Source organism: Maribacter sp. Hel_I_7 (assembly GCF_000688315.1).
Classification (GTDB): domain Bacteria; phylum Bacteroidota; class Bacteroidia; order Flavobacteriales; family Flavobacteriaceae; genus Maribacter; species Maribacter stanieri.
The window spans coordinates 50,137-65,762 of record NZ_JHZW01000001.1; the positions used below are offsets into that span (position 1 = coordinate 50,137).

18 protein-coding genes are annotated in these 15,626 nt (G+C 33.4%); 13 read left to right on the forward strand and 5 right to left on the reverse strand.

Features of this window, described 5'->3' with window-relative positions:
• Positions 1-3: 3 nt before the first annotated feature.
• Complete coding sequence (locus P178_RS0100300) at positions 4-924, forward strand: bile acid:sodium symporter family protein (RefSeq protein ID WP_027064354.1); 921 nt, start codon at positions 4-6, stop codon at positions 922-924.
• A complete protein-coding gene (locus P178_RS0100305) occupies positions 921-1,973 on the forward strand; it encodes a lysophospholipid acyltransferase family protein (protein ID WP_051638127.1) in 1,053 nt (350 codons plus the stop codon). Before P178_RS0100300 ends, P178_RS0100305 begins: the two co-directional genes overlap by 4 nt.
• A gap of 80 nt (positions 1,974-2,053) precedes the next feature.
• On the opposite strand, the gene P178_RS0100310 is transcribed toward P178_RS0100305, so the two are convergent.
• Positions 2,054-2,437, reverse strand: a complete 384-nt coding sequence (locus tag P178_RS0100310; protein WP_027064356.1) for a PUR family DNA/RNA-binding protein — start codon at positions 2,435-2,437, stop codon at positions 2,054-2,056.
• Positions 2,438-2,502: 65 nt separating this feature from the next.
• The gene (locus tag P178_RS0100315) at positions 2,503-4,254 is read right to left on the reverse strand and encodes an ABC transporter ATP-binding protein (RefSeq protein WP_027064357.1); all 1,752 of its coding nucleotides are present in this window, start codon (positions 4,252-4,254) and stop codon (positions 2,503-2,505) included.
• Positions 4,255-4,425: 171 nt separating this feature from the next.
• On the opposite strand from P178_RS0100315, the gene nusB reads away from it, so the two are divergent.
• The 4 genes from nusB to P178_RS0100335 all read left to right on the forward strand — a co-directional run bounded on the left by nusB (position 4,426) and on the right by P178_RS0100335 (position 7,644).
• On the forward strand, positions 4,426-5,373 hold the full coding sequence (nusB, locus tag P178_RS0100320; protein WP_027064358.1) for a transcription antitermination factor NusB: 948 nt from the start codon (positions 4,426-4,428) through the stop codon (positions 5,371-5,373).
• Positions 5,374-5,416: 43 nt separating this feature from the next.
• Positions 5,417-5,887, forward strand: a complete 471-nt coding sequence (locus tag P178_RS0100325) for a DUF1573 domain-containing protein (RefSeq protein ID WP_027064359.1) — start codon at positions 5,417-5,419, stop codon at positions 5,885-5,887.
• Positions 5,888-5,911: 24 nt separating this feature from the next.
• Complete coding sequence (gene yajC, locus P178_RS0100330) at positions 5,912-6,199, forward strand: preprotein translocase subunit YajC (RefSeq protein WP_027064360.1); 288 nt, start codon at positions 5,912-5,914, stop codon at positions 6,197-6,199.
• Between the two features lie 95 nt (positions 6,200-6,294).
• A complete protein-coding gene (locus P178_RS0100335) occupies positions 6,295-7,644 on the forward strand; it encodes a Gfo/Idh/MocA family protein (protein ID WP_027064361.1) in 1,350 nt (449 codons plus the stop codon).
• 5 nt (positions 7,645-7,649) lie between these two features.
• Here the strand turns inward: P178_RS0100335 and P178_RS0100340 are convergent, their stop codons facing one another.
• Together P178_RS0100340 and pepT are read right to left on the reverse strand one after the other, a co-directional pair.
• Positions 7,650-8,249 carry a YdeI/OmpD-associated family protein gene (locus P178_RS0100340; protein WP_027064362.1) on the reverse strand — a complete coding sequence of 200 codons (600 nt, stop codon included), beginning with the start codon at positions 8,247-8,249 and terminating at the stop codon, positions 7,650-7,652.
• A gap of 4 nt (positions 8,250-8,253) precedes the next feature.
• On the reverse strand, positions 8,254-9,477 hold the full coding sequence (gene pepT, locus P178_RS0100345) for a peptidase T (protein WP_027064363.1): 1,224 nt from the start codon (positions 9,475-9,477) through the stop codon (positions 8,254-8,256).
• A 72-nt stretch (positions 9,478-9,549) separates the two neighbouring features.
• Here pepT and P178_RS0100350 point away from each other — a divergent pair, with 72 nt between their 5' ends.
• Positions 9,550-9,999: a hypothetical protein gene (locus tag P178_RS0100350; RefSeq protein WP_027064364.1), complete on the forward strand. Its 450-nt coding sequence runs from the start codon at positions 9,550-9,552 to the stop codon at positions 9,997-9,999.
• A 57-nt stretch (positions 10,000-10,056) separates the two neighbouring features.
• Positions 10,057-11,103, forward strand: coding sequence for a quinone-dependent dihydroorotate dehydrogenase (locus P178_RS0100355; RefSeq protein WP_027064365.1), 1,047 nt, complete (start codon positions 10,057-10,059; stop codon positions 11,101-11,103).
• A gap of 81 nt (positions 11,104-11,184) precedes the next feature.
• Here the strand turns inward: P178_RS0100355 and P178_RS0100360 are convergent, their stop codons facing one another.
• Positions 11,185-11,595, reverse strand: a complete 411-nt coding sequence (locus tag P178_RS0100360) for a Dabb family protein (RefSeq protein ID WP_036145398.1) — start codon at positions 11,593-11,595, stop codon at positions 11,185-11,187.
• Between the two features lie 86 nt (positions 11,596-11,681).
• Here P178_RS0100360 and P178_RS0100365 point away from each other — a divergent pair, with 86 nt between their 5' ends.
• From P178_RS0100365 to P178_RS0100385, 5 genes are all read left to right on the forward strand, one after another.
• Positions 11,682-12,302, forward strand: coding sequence for a LysE family translocator (locus P178_RS0100365; RefSeq protein ID WP_027064367.1), 621 nt, complete (start codon positions 11,682-11,684; stop codon positions 12,300-12,302).
• 53 nt (positions 12,303-12,355) lie between these two features.
• Positions 12,356-13,225, forward strand: a complete 870-nt coding sequence (locus P178_RS0100370) for a hydroxymethylglutaryl-CoA lyase (protein ID WP_027064368.1) — start codon at positions 12,356-12,358, stop codon at positions 13,223-13,225.
• A 144-nt stretch (positions 13,226-13,369) separates the two neighbouring features.
• On the forward strand, positions 13,370-14,548 hold the full coding sequence (locus P178_RS0100375) for a hypothetical protein (protein WP_027064369.1): 1,179 nt from the start codon (positions 13,370-13,372) through the stop codon (positions 14,546-14,548).
• 23 nt (positions 14,549-14,571) lie between these two features.
• Positions 14,572-15,108 (forward strand): FMN-binding protein, encoded by a 537-nt coding sequence (locus P178_RS0100380; protein WP_027064370.1) that lies wholly within the window; start codon positions 14,572-14,574, stop codon positions 15,106-15,108.
• The gene (locus tag P178_RS0100385; RefSeq protein WP_027064371.1) at positions 15,108-15,620 is read left to right on the forward strand and encodes a hypothetical protein; all 513 of its coding nucleotides are present in this window, start codon (positions 15,108-15,110) and stop codon (positions 15,618-15,620) included. Before P178_RS0100380 ends, P178_RS0100385 begins: the two co-directional genes overlap by 1 nt.
• Positions 15,621-15,626 lie beyond the last annotated feature (6 nt).

Sequence of the window (15,626 nt, forward strand, 5' to 3'; positions counted from 1 at the left end):
TTTTTGACAGAAAGTATTTTAGATAAGGTTCTTATTAATTTTGATTCTGGTTCATTATGGGTTATGAACTTAGTTTTAGGTTTAGTGATGTTTGGGGTTGCATTAGAGATATCAATTTCAGATTTTAAACCTCTATGGTCAAAACCAAAAGCACTATTGGTTGGGTTAACTAGTCAATTCATTTTACTGCCTGCAATTACTTTTTTACTGGTTTTGATTATTGAGCCCTTCCCAAGCATTGCGTTAGGAATGTTTATGGTTGCAGCCTGCCCTGGTGGTAATATTTCTAATTTTATTTCTTATCTGTCAAAGGCTAATACTGCATTATCTGTAAGCCTAACGGCAATTGCAACTATTTTGGCAATAGTAATGACACCATTGAATTTTCATTTCTGGTCTATGTTGTATGAACCCAGTTCAAGTCTAATAAATGAAATTTCTATATCACCTTTAGAGATGGTCAAACTGGTCTTTTTGTTGTTAGGTCTTCCGTTAGTATTGGGTATGTATTTAAATTATAGTAACCCTGTGCTAGCTTTAAAAATAGCTAAGAAGCTGAAAATAGTTTCACTAGTATTCTTTATTTGCTTAGTGTTTATAGCACTGTATAATAACCGAGTAATTTTCATGGATTATATTCTTTATGTTTTTTGGATTGTTCTAATTCATAATCTGGTAGCTTTTTCTACAGGATATAGTTTGGGGAGATTATTTCATTTACCAGAAGATAGTTTACGATCGATTACCATAGAAACCGGAATACAAAATTCTGGACTTGGGTTGTTATTAATTTTTACCTTCTTTGATGGTTTAGGAGGTATGGCATTACTTGCTGCATTTTGGGGGATTTGGCATATAATTTCTGGTTTAATTTTAGCTGCTTTTTGGAATAGAAAGTCGGTTGTTAAAGAGACTGTAGCTTGAGCGGATTTATTTATTCCATAGTGAAAGTAATAGTGAAAACCGGACTTTACGGTTATCATAAAAAAACTACTATTTCAGGGCTAGAAAATATACCACTAGATAAACCGGTAATGTTCCTGCCTAACCATCAAAGTGCCTTAATAGATGTGTTGTTGATTGCAACAGATTGTAATCGTAAACCTTATTTTTTAACCAGATCAGATGTTTTTAAAGGAAAATTTTTAAAACGTGTTTTTAACTATTTTCAAATGTTACCCATTTATAGAATGCGTGATGGTAGGGGCACACTTTCTAATAATGATGCGATTTTTAATTCTTGTGCAGAAATTTTAAATAGGAGTGAGGCATTGCTTTTATTTCCGGAGGCAAATCATAGTTTGCAGCGAAGGGTTAGGCCGTTAAGTAAAGGGTTCACTAGAATATTATTCAGGGCTTTTGAGCTTTACCCAGATTTAGATGTTCAATTAATTCCTGTAGGGTTTAATTATAAAAATGCAACACATTTTCCAGATGAGGTTTCTATTTATTATGGTAACCCTATATCGGCTAAGAGGCTATTTAATGCAGCGGATTTAAATTCCTCTAGTCTTACTATCAAAAATAAGATTACAAGCAATTTACGGCAATTGACAACTCATATACCAAATGAAGAGCAATACGATGCTATAAACAATAGGCTGATAAATGAAAAAGCAGATTTTTTGAATCCTATTGCTATAAATAAGAAAGTTAAGGCTTATTCAAAGCAGTATTTAGGCGATTCTAATGAAGTGGTTATTCCGAATCAAAATACTGATTTCTACAAATCAGTATTTAGTATTTTAAATTTTCCCGTTGTTATTGTCTGGCGATTATGGCTAAAGCCGAAGGTGCCAGAAGATGAGTTTATGGGAACTTTTAGATTCGCATTTGGCTTACTATCATATCCTATTTACCTACTGTTACTTTTTATACTGTTATCAATATTTTCTACACTTAGTATTGCACTATTGATTACTGTAGTTTTAACTATGATAAACATTCTGCTGGTTAAATATGCTTTACGGTAAAGTATGAAATGAAAAGCCGTAAAATAAAAACGACCCTTATACTTAAGGGTCGTTTTTGATATTTTAGTAAAAGATTTTAATTAAATATCCTCGAAGCTTACATCTGTAAAACTAGAAGTGTTGGTAGATGTATTTTCTACTGGTACTTCAATTTCAGCTTCTTCTTTTTTAAAGTCTTTTTGGTGTCTCTCAGAGATAACTTCAGAACCTTTTTCGTTAATTATAAAATCCATCATTTCTTCAACGTTCTCTTTAAAAGCATCAAAGTCTTCTTTGTATAAATAAATTTTATGCTTTTTGTAATGGAACGATCCATCGTCATGTGTAAATTTCTTACTTTCTGTAATTGTCAAATAATAATCCCCAGCCTTAGTACTTCTTACATCGAAAAAGTACGTTCTTCTACCTGCCCGTAAAACTTTGGAGTGAATTTCTTCCTGATCTGATAAATCTCTTTCGCTCATTTCTAATGTTTAGTGTCGTTATACTATCAAAAATGAAAAAAAAAACGCTATCCGACAACAATTTTCTAATTTTCTTTCTCGGAGAGCTGTTTGTGATAGAGGTCTTTATAATACCCTTCTTGGGTATTTAATTCATCGTGGGTACCCTCTTGAATGAGTCTGCCATCATCTAAAACCAAAATTTTATCAGCATTTTTAGCCGATGATACTCTATGACTTACAATTAATGTAGTTCTATTCTTAGAAGCTTTTTTAAGATTATTTAAAATTTCTTCTTCGGTTTCGGTATCAACAGCAGAAAGGCAATCATCGAATAAATAGATTTGTGGTTTTTTAATTAAAGCTCTTGCAATTGAAACTCTTTGCTTTTGTCCTCCACTTAATGTAATGCCTCTTTCGCCAAGAACAGTATCGTACTTTTTAGAGAAGCCCATAATATTTTCATGAACTACAGCATCTTTAGCTATATCTATAATTTCTTGGTCTGTTGCATTTTCTTTCCCAAACTTAATGTTGTTCTTAATACTGTCAGAGAATAAGAATGCATCTTGCGGTACTGCACCAATAGATTCTCTTAAACTAGTAAGGTCTATGCTCTTTATTGGCTCGTTATCAATTAAGATTTCTCCAGAAGTAGTGTCGTATAATCGTGCTACCAAATCAAGAATAGTAGATTTTCCAGAACCTGTTTTGCCAATAATAGCTGTAGTCTCGCCTTCATTTATAGTGAACGATAAATGTTTTAGGGCATTTATGTTAGTGTCTTGGTAAGTGAAATCTACATCTTTAAATTCAATTTTGCCTTTTACCTTGTGCTCATGAGTAGGAGTGTTTTTTAATTCAGATTCTTGATTTAAAAATTCATTGATACGCTCTTGACTTGCTGCTGCTCTTTGTACAATAGAAGTTAGCCACCCAACAATAGCAACTGGCCATGTTAACATATTTACATATAATATGAATTCAGCTATAAGCCCAACTTCAATTTCACCCGCTAAATATTGTTTGCCTCCAATATATATGACCAAAATATTACTGATTCCTATTAAAAGAATCATTAAAGGAAAAAACCAAGCGTTTACTTTTGCTAGACTTACACTTTTTTCTTTTCCCTCGATGGCAAGATTTACTAAGTCATTATTTGTTTGTGGTTCTAATGCGTACGCCTTAATAACAGATACCCCAGAAAATATTTCTTGTGTAAACGTGGATAAAGTTGATAGGTATTGTTGTACTATAGTGCTTCTTTTATGGATTACTTTACTTATTTGATAAATTAAAACAGATAAGATTGGTAAAGGCAATAGGGTGTAAGCAGCCAATGTTGGTGCTTTAATAAACATTAATGGTATTAAACATGCAAACAAGGTTAAGGTCTGTATACCATACATAATTGCAGGTCCTGCGTACATTCTAACTTCATTAACATCTTCACTAATTCTATTCATTAAATCTCCTGTTCTATTTTTTTTGTAGAAGTTGAGACTTAGTTTTTGGTAGTGATCAAATATTTCATTTTTAAGATCATATTCAATATACCTAGATATGTTGATAATTAGTTGACGCATTAAAAATGTAAAAAAACCAGATAATAAAGCAGCGCCAACAATAATTAAAATATATTCCATTAATAATTCTTGCGCAGTAGATTTTTCTATTTCTGCCTTTATATATTGCTCTACTACGGTAATAGAGTTATTTACATATGAGGGCATAATCAGTTGAAAAAGCCTGGCTACCACGGTAATAATGATTCCGAGAAAAAGCTTAAGCCAATATTTTTTAAAGTATTTATTAAGGTGCTTAAGTTCTTTCATAGGTAGTAAAAAAGAGAATAATATAGATTTCTGAGGTCAAAGATAGTTTTTTGACCTAAAACCATATGTTATAAATAAGCTAAGATAAATACGATTGCTATTGTGACCCTTTAAATAGATACTTACCTTTGCGGCTTTAATTAATAATTTATTAAAAAAAGTTCTTTAAAAATGCTTACAAGAAGGCACATTAGGGTTAAGGTAATGCAGAGTATATATGCTCTTATCCAATCTAAGGATGATTCATTACAGAAACAAGAGAAGTTTTTAAAAGTAAGCATAGAGAATACATATACCCTGTATTTGTTGTGGCTTAGTCTTTTCGTAGAAATACAAAAAAGGGCTGCAGACCAAATTTCTCTTTCTGCTAACAAATATATTAGCGATAAAAAGAATGAATTTCCAAATCCTAAAAAGTTTATTCAAAACAGATTGTTATTACAAATTGTAGAGAATAAAACCCTAGAGGAAGAAATTACCCATAGAAAATTAGACAACTGGTACTTGAACGAAGAGTATGTAAAACTTATCTATAAAGAAATTATAGAGAGCGAAGTATACCAAGAATACATGTCTACACCAGAAAGCGATTATGCTGCAGATAAAGAATTGGTATTAAACTTGTTCAAAAACATCATAGCGCCTAACGAGAAAATCTACGATTATTTCGAAGATGATAAATTAACATGGGTAGATGATATTCCTATTGTTAACACATTTGTTTTAAAGCATCTTAAAAAAGTAAAGCAAGTTCATCCAGAATCATACTTTTTGCCAAGTCTTTTAAAAGATGATGAGGATATGACTTTTGCTATGCAATTACTTTCTAGAACATTATTGAAAAATGATGCTTTAGAAAAGGAAATTGAAGGCAAAACACCAAATTGGGATAAAGATCGTATTGCAGGTATTGATAGTATACTATTGAAAATGGCAATTTGTGAGTTATTACATTTCCCATCTATACCAGAAAGGGTAACAATAAACGAGTATTTAGAAATTGCTAAAGAATATTCTACGCCAAAAAGTAGCATCTTTATAAACGGAATTTTGGATAAGCTTACTAAAGAATACAAGTCAGAAGGAAAGCTTAACAAAATGGGTAGGGGTCTATTATAAAAATATTTTATAATTTTACAATTAATTGATAAATCTAAATAGTATGAAAAAATTAGTTCTAATTGTTGGTCTTGTATCAATGGTAGCTTTTACTTCTTGTAAAGATAATGCGTCTAGCAAGATAAAAACGGATAACGTAGCAGAGGCTGCAGTAAGAGATGAGGCAGCAAAAGCAGTACCTGTAATGTCTTTTGAAAAGGCAGAACATGATTTTGGTACAATTGAGCAAGGAACACCTCAAGAAACAGTTTTTACATTTACCAATACAGGTAATGCGCCACTTATTATTACTGATGCAAAAAGTAGCTGTGGTTGTACTGTACCTAACCCACCAAAAGACCCTATAGCACCAGGTGAAACTGGTGAGTTGAAAGTTAATTTTAACGGTTCAGGTCAAAACCAAGTAACTAAAACTATTACGGTTACTGCAAATACAGAAAAAGGTTCAGAGCTTTTAAGAATCAAAGCTTTTGTTAACCCAAAAGGAGCAGCTCCATTAGGACCTGTTAAATAATTATAAATTACAGATATACCAAAAATGGGTGATATAGGGCAGTTTCTTCCGATGATTTTAATATTTGTGGTCGCATATTTTTTTATGATCAGACCTCAAATGAAAAGACAAAAGGATGAAAAGAAGTTTTCGGCAGAATTAAAACGTGGTGATCGTGTTATTACCAAAAGTGGTCTGCACGGAAAAGTAGTGGATTTGAATGATAAAGATTTTTCATGTGTAATTGAAACAATGGCTGGAAAATTAAAGTTTGATAGATCTGCCATCTCCATGGAAATGAGCACTAAATTAAATGCTCCAGAAAAAAAATAGATTTTTTTCAAAATTCTTATAAAAAACACCGATGTAAACATCGGTGTTTTTTTTTGCTCAAATGTGGTATATTTAAATACACTTAAATCAACAACATGCCACATAACAGAAGAAATTTTATTAGAAAAAGTACTGCAGGATTAGTAATGACAGGTGCCTCATTTATGTTTCCAATGGAACTCCTGTCAATGATGCGAAAAAAAGTAGGAGCAAATGACACTATAAATGTTGGCTTGGTTGGTTGTAAAGGAATGGGATTTTCCGATTTAACTTCATTTCTTAAAATAAGTGAAATTAATGTCATTGCCTTATGTGATGTAGATGAAAATGTATTGCGAGAAAGAACAAACGATTTGGAAAAGGCAGGTATTAAAAAGCCAAAATGGTATGGAGATTATAGAAAGTTATTAGAGAATAAAGATATTGATGTGGTGATTATTGGTACGCCAGATCATTGGCACTGTCTGCAATTAACCGATGCATTACAGGCAGGTAAAGATGTATACTGTGAGAAGCCTATAGCCAATTCCGTACAAGAGGCAAATATAATGCTAGACTTTGTGCAGTCTAGAGATAGAATGGTGCAAATAGGACAGTGGCAACGTAGTCAGCCACATTTTGTAGATGCTATTAAATATGTCCATTCCGGTGCCCTAGGTGAAATTCGATTGGCAAAAGCATGGGCGTACCAAGGCTGGATGAAACCAGTACCTGTTGTACCAGATACCGCTGTGCCTGCAGGTGTGGATTATAAAATGTGGCTAGGTCCAGCTCCAGAAAGAGCGTTCAATAAAAATAGATTTCATTTCGATTTTAGGTGGTTTTGGGATTATGCTGGCGGATTAATGACAGATTGGGGAGTTCATTTAATGGACTATGCTTTATATGGTATGAAAGCAGAAACTCCAAAATCGGTAATGGCACTTGGCGGAAAATTTGCTTACCCAAACGATGCCTCTGAAACTCCAGATACATTACAGACCGTTTACGAATATGATGGATTTTCCATTTTATGGGAGCATGCAACAGGTATTGATGGTGGTAATTATGGAAGAAACCATGGCATAGCCTTTATAGGTAATAATGGTACTCTGGTTTTGGATAGAGGAGGTTGGGAAGTAATTCCCGAAAAAGAGTTTCAGGGTTGGGGCAAGGAAGGTATTCCTAAGATGGAAGCCATGTCTAACGATAATGGTGGTTTGAGTGGCTTGGACCTACACACCCAAAATTTTATAGAAGCTGTAAAAAGCAGAGATAATTCTAAATTAAATGCACCTATTAAAGTGGGGTATGATGCTGCATTAGTTTCACATATGGGGAATGTGGCTTTTAAAACGGGAAACAGAATTTATTGGGATGAAACTGCAGGTCAGTTTAAAAATGAAGAAGCTAATCAGTTCCTAAAAGCTAATTATCATAATGGTTGGAAACTGCCAACCTTATAAAGTATTTATTTTCGGTAAATGTCATTAAGACCTTTACCTGCTAAAATTAACGGAACTATTTTGACAAGTCTTGATAGTTTCGTTTTTTCTTGCTTAGCTGTAGTTATATACTCAACGTATTCTTGTTGTTTTGAATGGGTAAGTTTGCTAAATGAGTCTTTAAGCTCAGGGTTTTTATTAAACTCCTGAGTTAAAAGTAGCGGAACTTCAATTTTACCTTTTGGTTTTTTAGAGATTTTTAATTGTAATCCTTTTTTTTGGTTTTCAATGGCTTCATTTATATAATCTGTAACGCTAGTTTTGTCAACTTCCTCTAGATTTAAAAATTTCCAATGCCGCATGGCTTTTGTTTTGCCTTCTTGTGCATTTTCAAGCACTTTCTTAGGGTCATTTAAAAAGACTCCATTAAAAAACCAAATACCAAAATGGGTTTTAAATTTACCGATGGCGATAACATTTTTGCCATCGATCATATAGGTGGGGAAACTCCATTTATAAGTTTCCGTTAAACCACAAGCTAAAGCAAGTTTTCTCAATGCGGCAACACCATTTTTAAAATGGTGCGGCTCATCATAGAATTTATCTAATTTCTCTTGTTTTTCCATAGTGTTACTGGTGTGCCGTCAATTGACAAATACGTACAATAACTTCAACAGCTTTTTGCATACTTTCTACCGGTACATATTCATATTTACCGTGAAAATTATGTCCGCCTGCAAAAATGTTAGGGCATGGTAAGCCCATGTAGCTCAATTGAGACCCATCGGTACCACCTCGTATTGGTTTAATAATTGGTTTTATGCCGATGTCTTCCATTGCTTTTTTAGCAGTTTCAACAATATGAAAAACTGGTTTAACCTTTTCTTTCATATTAAAATATTGATCTTTCAATTCAAGTGCTACACAATTATCAAATTCATGATTGTACTTTTTTACAATGGCTTCTACTAATTCTTTACGCTCATTAAAACGTCTTAAGTCATGGTCCCTTATGATAAGTTCTACGGTAGCATTTTCAATTTCACCTTCCATATGGTGTACATGAAAAAAGCCATCTCTACCATCCGTTTCTTCTGGTATTTCATGTTTAGGTAATTCACTTATAATCTTATTGGCAATTAACACCGCATTTACCATTTTACCCTTCGCATATCCAGGGTGTACGCTTTTACCTTTTATAGTGATTTTTGCTCCTGCAGCATTGAAATTTTCATACTCTAGTTCTCCTATTTGACTACCATCCATAGTGTACGCCCATTCAGCACCAAATTTTTCTACATCAAACTTATGAGCCCCTCTGCCAATTTCTTCATCCGGAGTAAACCCAACTCTAATAGTACCGTGCTTTATTTCAGGATGATTAACTAAATACTCCATAGCGGTAACTATTTCTGTAATACCTGCTTTATCATCGGCACCCAAAAGTGTCGTGCCATCTGTGGTTATAATGGTTTGCCCAATGTATTGCAATAAATCATCAAAATAACTTGAAGATAGTATGATGTTTTCTTCCTTGTTCAACACAATGTCTTTACCATCATAGTTATTGATTATTTGTGGTTTTACATTGGTGCCAGAAAAATCTGGAGAAGTATCGAAATGAGAAATAAAACCTATGGTAGGCACATTATGTTCTACATTAGATGGCAGTGTGGCCATTATATAAGCGTTTTCATCTATGGTAACGTCAGATAAGCCTATAGCACGTAATTCATCAACTAATTTGTTGGCTAAATTCCATTGCTTTTCAGTGCTCGGTGTGGTCTCAGATGATGAATCGCTCTGTGTATCAATAGTGATGTAGCTTATGAAACGATCAATAATATGTTGCATTGTAAATGGGTTTTATCAAAAATAAGCTTATAAATTGTAAATTAGTAAACGTAATATTCTATATATTTTGGCATGGAAAAATTTAAGTATTTAATAATCACAGCTTCTATTTTATTTTTTGTAAAAGTAAATGCACAGGCAGATTGTGTATTAGGGGTTGGGGTTACCAATGATTCCGTGATTTCAGATATCTTTCAGCTTAATGAAATGCAAAATGAGAAGTTGATAAGTTTTAGTGCTGAATTAAAATATAGGAATAATGTACTGAGTAATGAATTGCAGAATGTTGCAGAACGGCATCCACAGAGCAATGTAACCGAATTACGCCAACTAGCAGATAAGTATAAGGCTGTTATGGATAGTATGAACAGTGTTCAGTCACTTATTGACAAAAGAATGTTGTCTTTATTCAATCCTAAGCAATATGAGTTATACCGAACATTGTGTAAAGAAGCCAATCGTTCTCCATATTTAGTTATGCCTACAATATATGCCGATAGTATTGTTGATGAAAACAGATAAGTTATAATTAACTTTCTCGTTTACAGTTTGTACTTTTGCGACTTCTAAAATATATACATGTACAGGCTTATTATCAGACCTATTTTGTTTCTGTTAGACCCAGAAAAAGTTCATCATATTAGTTTTTCGAGTATAAAGTTTTTTTCTAAAATAGGACTTACTAGTCTTATGAAATCTATGTTTGCCGTCGAGGATAAACGTTTGGAGAAAGAACTTTTTGGCTTAAAATTTAAGAACCCTGTAGGGTTGGCAGCTGGTTTTGATAAAAACGCAGTGTTGTATAACGAGCTATCGGATTTCGGATTCGGATTTGTAGAAATAGGGACACTTACACCCAAACCACAAGAAGGAAATCCTAAAAAGAGATTATTCCGTCTTAAAGCGGATAAAGCAATCATAAACCGAATGGGTTTTAATAATCAAGGTGTTTTTGAAGCGGTAGAAAATTTAAAAAAAGAGCATAAAGTTTTAATAGGTGGTAACATTGGTAAGAATAAAATAACACCTAATAATGAAGCTATCAAAGACTATTTAATTTGTTTTGATGCCTTGTTTGATCATGTAGATTACTTTGTGGTGAATGTTAGTTCACCAAATACACCAGGTTTAAGAGAGTTGCAAGACAAAGAGCCTTTAACGGCATTGTTGAACGAACTTCAATTGGAAAACTCTAAACTTAGTAAACGTAAAAGCACAAAGCGTAAGCCAATTCTACTAAAAATAGCACCAGATCTTACAGATAGTCAGTTGTTAGATATTATTGAAATTGTAAGTACTACTACCATAGATGGCGTTATTGCAACAAACACAACCATTTCTAGAGAGAATTTAAAATCGCACGCACTTTTAATAGAAGAGGCTGGCGGACTTAGTGGTGCTCCTTTAAAAGACAGAAGTACAGAGGTGATTAGGTTTTTAGCGGAAAAAAGTAACAAAGCATTTCCAATTATTGGGGTAGGAGGTATTAACTCTGCCGAAGATGCTATTGAAAAATTAGATGCAGGTGCAGATTTAATACAACTTTGGACAGGTTTTGTATATGAGGGACCGGGTTTGGTAAAGAAAATTAATGAAGCTTTATTAGAAAGAATAGCAGAAGTCTAATACAATATACTTCAGCTAAAAAGAATAAATGCCTTTGTACGAACGTGTACAAAGGCATTTGTTTTTATTTGAGATTCTATTTTAATTTTTGACCCAAAAATCAACTACAAAAACATCTTCCAAATGTGGGGTTAAAACTGCACCAAAGGCTTTGTGGTCAGGGTGAGGTAAATATATGGCACGATCTTCTTCGCTTTCAAAAGTAAGAATGAAAGCATGGGTAAACCCTTTATCCAGTCCTTCTGGGCTATTGTTCAAGCCCCATTCATAACCTTTAATTTGTTCAATTTTAGAAGGTAATGCGCTAAAAGCATCTTCAACTTGCTTTATTTGAGCAGGTGTAGTCCCTTCTTTAAATTTAAAAAAAACGGTGTGCCTTAAAAGGCTGTCGGTTTTGATCATTTTAGTTGCTGTTATATTTTCATTTGTTGAAGCAAATGCAGAGGTCATAAACGAAATGCTAATTAATAATACCAGTACTTTAATTTTCATAGTGTCTTTATTTTTAAACAAGATATTAAAAATAGGTGTAATTCTGGGTTATTCGTACATTTCGAGAAGAACTTAAAACTCCTGAATTGAATTACGATATTTTACTTGCCTTTTCTGTAGCTACCTTCGTTTTGTCTCTATCGCCTGGTCCTGATAATATTTTTGTTCTAATACAGAGTATAAGTAATGGTAAAAAACAAGGACTAGCAGTTGTTGCAGGTTTAATGTCCGGTTGTTTAGTACATACTTCTCTTTTGGCATTTGGTGTGTCTGCCATCATAAAAAATAACCCAACCATATTTACGGGTATTAAAGCATTTGGAGCTGCGTATTTACTGTATCTCGCAATACTGGTATATAGAGGAGGTGATGCTATAGCCATAGAGGGGGAATCAAAGAATATAAAAAGCTTAGGGGCATTATATAAACAAGGATTTATAATGAATGTATTAAACCCAAAGGTGATTATATTCTTTCTGGCCTTTTTCCCTGGGTTTCTATTTTCAGACTCTTTAAGTAATGTGTTCCAATTTTATACGCTGGGTTTGTTGTTTATTCTGGTTTCATCAATTGTATTTAGTGGTATTGCCATTTTATCTGGACAGATTTCAACATTTATAAAAACTAAAGAACATACTGGTTTTATATTAAAATGGGTACAGATTATAGTGTTCATTGGTATCGCTATTTATTTATTCTTCGGTTAGTTTATTTAAAACATTAATATGACATACTTATTTAGAGTTCGTATTTTTACATAATGTCTAATTCTAAGCTTAAAATAGTTGAATGTCCTAGGGATGCCATGCAAGGCATTAAAACATTTATACCAACTAATGAAAAGGTTAGGTATATACAATCATTGTTAGGTTGTGGTTTTGATACCCTAGATTTTGGGAGTTTTGTTTCTCCCAAAGCAATACCGCAAATGGTAGATACCGCAGAGGTATTAGCAAAGCTGGATCTTTCAAAGACAAACTCAAAGTTACTGTCTATTGTGGCAAATGTACGTGGAGCGGAAGATGCAGTTTCTCATCCAGAAGTAGATTATTTAGGTTTTCCCTTCTCTATTTCAGAGAATTTTCAAATGCGAAACACGCATAAGACCATAGCACAATCTGTAGAGACTTTACAAGAGATATTTAATTTAGCCGATGCGGCCAATAAAGAGGTGGTTACTTATATATCTATGGGGTTTGGTAATCCATATGGTGACCCTTGGGATGTTGATATAGTTGGCGAGTGGACAGAGAAACTCGCAAAAATGGGAGCTAAAATATTGTCACTTTCCGATACTGTTGGATCTTCAGACCCAGAAACCATTTCATATTTATTTGCTAATCTTATTCCTAAATACCCAAATATTGAATTTGGGGCGCATTTACATACCACTCCTACTAAATGGCATGAGAAAGTTGCTGCTGCATACGAATCTGGTTGTAGACGTTTTGATGGTGCAATACAAGGATTTGGTGGCTGCCCAATGGCTAAAGATGATTTAACGGGTAATATGCCAACTGAGAAAATGCTATCGTATTTTACATCAGAAAAAGTAGAATCTGGAGTCAATTGGATGGCTTTTGAAGCTTCATATAATAAGGCAACAGAATTGTTTTCTAAATATCATTAATACCTTCCTTTTGCATTTTAATTAAAAGCTAATAACTTACTAAGTTTATTTAGATTTATTACAGATAAGCTTTGTTAAATCGAATTTAGATTATAAATTTGCGCTCCGTTAATAATTGACGGCTTGTAAAGAAAATTTATCTTGATGAAATACGCTTATCTATTTTTTTTGTTATTGTCGGCTAGCTTTTTACAGGCTCAGACTAAAACAGATTCAATTACATTAGTTCCCCAAACTCAAATCAATGCTGCGCAAAGATTACTGTCAGGTAATTATGCGTCTGCAGTTACCGTTGGTGCTTATGCGGAAATGCTATATAATCAGCCAGAGGGTGATAATGGTGAATTAGATGTGCAAAGAATGGTTTTGCTTTTTGGATATCGTTTTAATGATAAAACACAATTTGTTACAGAGGTTGAGCTAGAGCATGTTAATGAAATATTTGTAGAACAAGCATTTGTAAATTATTCCGTTGGAAATAATGTGAGCTTACGAGGTGGTTTAATGTTGGTGCCCATGGGAATTATTAATGAATTTCATGAGCCAACAACTTTTAATGGTACTGAAAGACCGGGAATGGATAATGCTATTGTACCAACTACATGGCGTGAAATTGGTGTTGGAGTTGCAGGTAGGTTCAATGATATTAATTTAGGATACCAGGCATATGTTTTTAACGGTTTTAAATCTACAGAGGCTAATGGCGCCGGTGGTTTATCTGGATTCTTAGGAGGTTCTAGCGGATTACGTGGTGGTCGCCAAAAAGCAATACAATCTACTATAGATAGCCCTACATTGTCTACTAAATTAGATTATTACGGTATTCCTGGTCTTCGTTTAGGTCTTTCTACTTATTTTGGAAAAACACAGGCAGAAGATGATATAGAAACCTTGGAAGGAGCAAATATTGGTATAGCAATGGTTGGTGTCGATGCACGTTATGCATATGATCGTTTTACGGCAAGGGGACAGTTTATAAATGCTTCTTTATCAGATACAGAAGAGTATAATACGGCTACTGGTAGAGATTTAGGTAGTGCTCTAAGAGGATTTTATGTGGAAGGAGCTTATAATTTATTGGCAATGGACAAAGAACAAAAATTATATGTTTTTACAAGGTACGAACAGTATGATACCCATGCCAATACAGCGGGTAGTTTGATACGTAATGAGGCATATGACAGAACAGATGTTACTACAGGATTAACATATCATATTGCTCCAGGTGTTGTTTTAAAAGGAGATTATCAGTTTCGTAGCAATGCCTTAGAAGGAGATGATATTAAGGATAGACTTAATTTTGGAATAGGCGTTTGGTTTTAATAGAATTACTTAAGTTTCCATTTATGAAAAAGAAGGTTGTAAAATCAGTTGTGAGCATGCTTACCATAGCCATGGTAATGGGGTTTGGTTTACCCAAAAATCTTCAGAAAAAAGTAGATAAGGAAATTACAGGTTATTTCGAAATTGAAACTTTTACAATGGAGTCTATTCCTGTCCAAAATAACTTAAATAAAGATTTGCCAAGTAAAATTACGGGCGAGAATTTATTTAAATTATTTGATGGTAAAAGTCTTATTGGATATATGTTCATTGAACAGGCACCAAGTAAAACCGCACAGTTTGACTATATGGTTTTATTGGATAAAGATTTTAAAATTTTACATTCCAAGGTTCTTATTTACCGAGAAGAATATGGTGGCGAAATAGGAAGTAAGCGCTGGCTTAAACAATTTGTCGGTAAAATACCTGGTGATAGGGTAGATCATAAAACAAATATTGATGGTATTGCAGGAGCTACTATTTCGGTTCGTTCTATGACTAATGCCATTGATGACCTTTTACAAACACTTACTATATTGCAGGAAAATAAAGTATTATAATGGAATTTAATGGTCTTTTATTAAAGCTTCCAAAAGCAATTCGCTTATTTATAGGGGCTTTTGTAATTGTACTTTCTATTGGCTATTATACAGGTTTGTTATTTGTTTCAGAAACAAGTACTTCTAATTCTAGTGGTATAGAAGAGAATTATCTTGGCAATGAAGCAGATGAAAACGCAGAGATTATGAAGTTCAAGAAAAGTAAAAGACAAATGCTGACTATTGTTCATACGCACATACTGTCCATGTCTTTTATCTTTTTTTTATTAGGTGTTTTAGTTTGGTTGACTAATTTACCAACACGGTTGAAACTCTTTTTAACTATTGAACCATTTTTATCGGTTTTACTCACTTTTGGCGGAATTTACTTTTTATGGTCAGGGATATCTTGGTTTAAATATATAGTAATGTTATCAGGTTTTTTAATGACCGCTACATATACTGCATCTGCTTTAATCGTCTTGTATCAATTAACATTTTCAGTGAAGAACGCTAATATTATTAACCAATAATATTCA

Excerpts from the sequence above, each read along its gene's own strand:
- P178_RS0100325 (WP_027064359.1), top strand. The coding sequence starts at position 5,417 with ATGAAAAAATTAGTTCTAATTGTTGGTCTTGTATCAATGGTAGCTTTT.
- P178_RS0100335 (WP_027064361.1), top strand. The coding sequence starts at position 6,295 with ATGCCACATAACAGAAGAAATTTTATTAGAAAAAGTACTGCAGGATTA.
- P178_RS0100315 (WP_027064357.1), bottom strand. The coding sequence starts at position 4,254 with ATGAAAGAACTTAAGCACCTTAATAAATACTTTAAAAAATATTGGCTT.
- nusB (WP_027064358.1), top strand. The coding sequence starts at position 4,426 with ATGCTTACAAGAAGGCACATTAGGGTTAAGGTAATGCAGAGTATATAT.
- P178_RS0100385 (WP_027064371.1), top strand. The coding sequence starts at position 15,108 with ATGGAATTTAATGGTCTTTTATTAAAGCTTCCAAAAGCAATTCGCTTA.
- P178_RS0100310 (WP_027064356.1), bottom strand. The coding sequence starts at position 2,437 with ATGAGCGAAAGAGATTTATCAGATCAGGAAGAAATTCACTCCAAAGTT.
- P178_RS0100340 (WP_027064362.1), bottom strand. The coding sequence starts at position 8,249 with ATGGAAAAACAAGAGAAATTAGATAAATTCTATGATGAGCCGCACCAT.
- P178_RS0100370 (WP_027064368.1), top strand. The coding sequence starts at position 12,356 with ATGTCTAATTCTAAGCTTAAAATAGTTGAATGTCCTAGGGATGCCATG.
- P178_RS0100375 (WP_027064369.1), top strand. The coding sequence starts at position 13,370 with ATGAAATACGCTTATCTATTTTTTTTGTTATTGTCGGCTAGCTTTTTA.
- P178_RS0100350 (WP_027064364.1), top strand. The coding sequence starts at position 9,550 with ATGGAAAAATTTAAGTATTTAATAATCACAGCTTCTATTTTATTTTTT.
- P178_RS0100380 (WP_027064370.1), top strand. The coding sequence starts at position 14,572 with ATGAAAAAGAAGGTTGTAAAATCAGTTGTGAGCATGCTTACCATAGCC.
- yajC (WP_027064360.1), top strand. The coding sequence starts at position 5,912 with ATGGGTGATATAGGGCAGTTTCTTCCGATGATTTTAATATTTGTGGTC.
- pepT (WP_027064363.1), bottom strand. The coding sequence starts at position 9,477 with ATGCAACATATTATTGATCGTTTCATAAGCTACATCACTATTGATACA.
- P178_RS0100360 (WP_036145398.1), bottom strand. The coding sequence starts at position 11,595 with ATGAAAATTAAAGTACTGGTATTATTAATTAGCATTTCGTTTATGACC.
- P178_RS0100355 (WP_027064365.1), top strand. The coding sequence starts at position 10,057 with ATGTACAGGCTTATTATCAGACCTATTTTGTTTCTGTTAGACCCAGAA.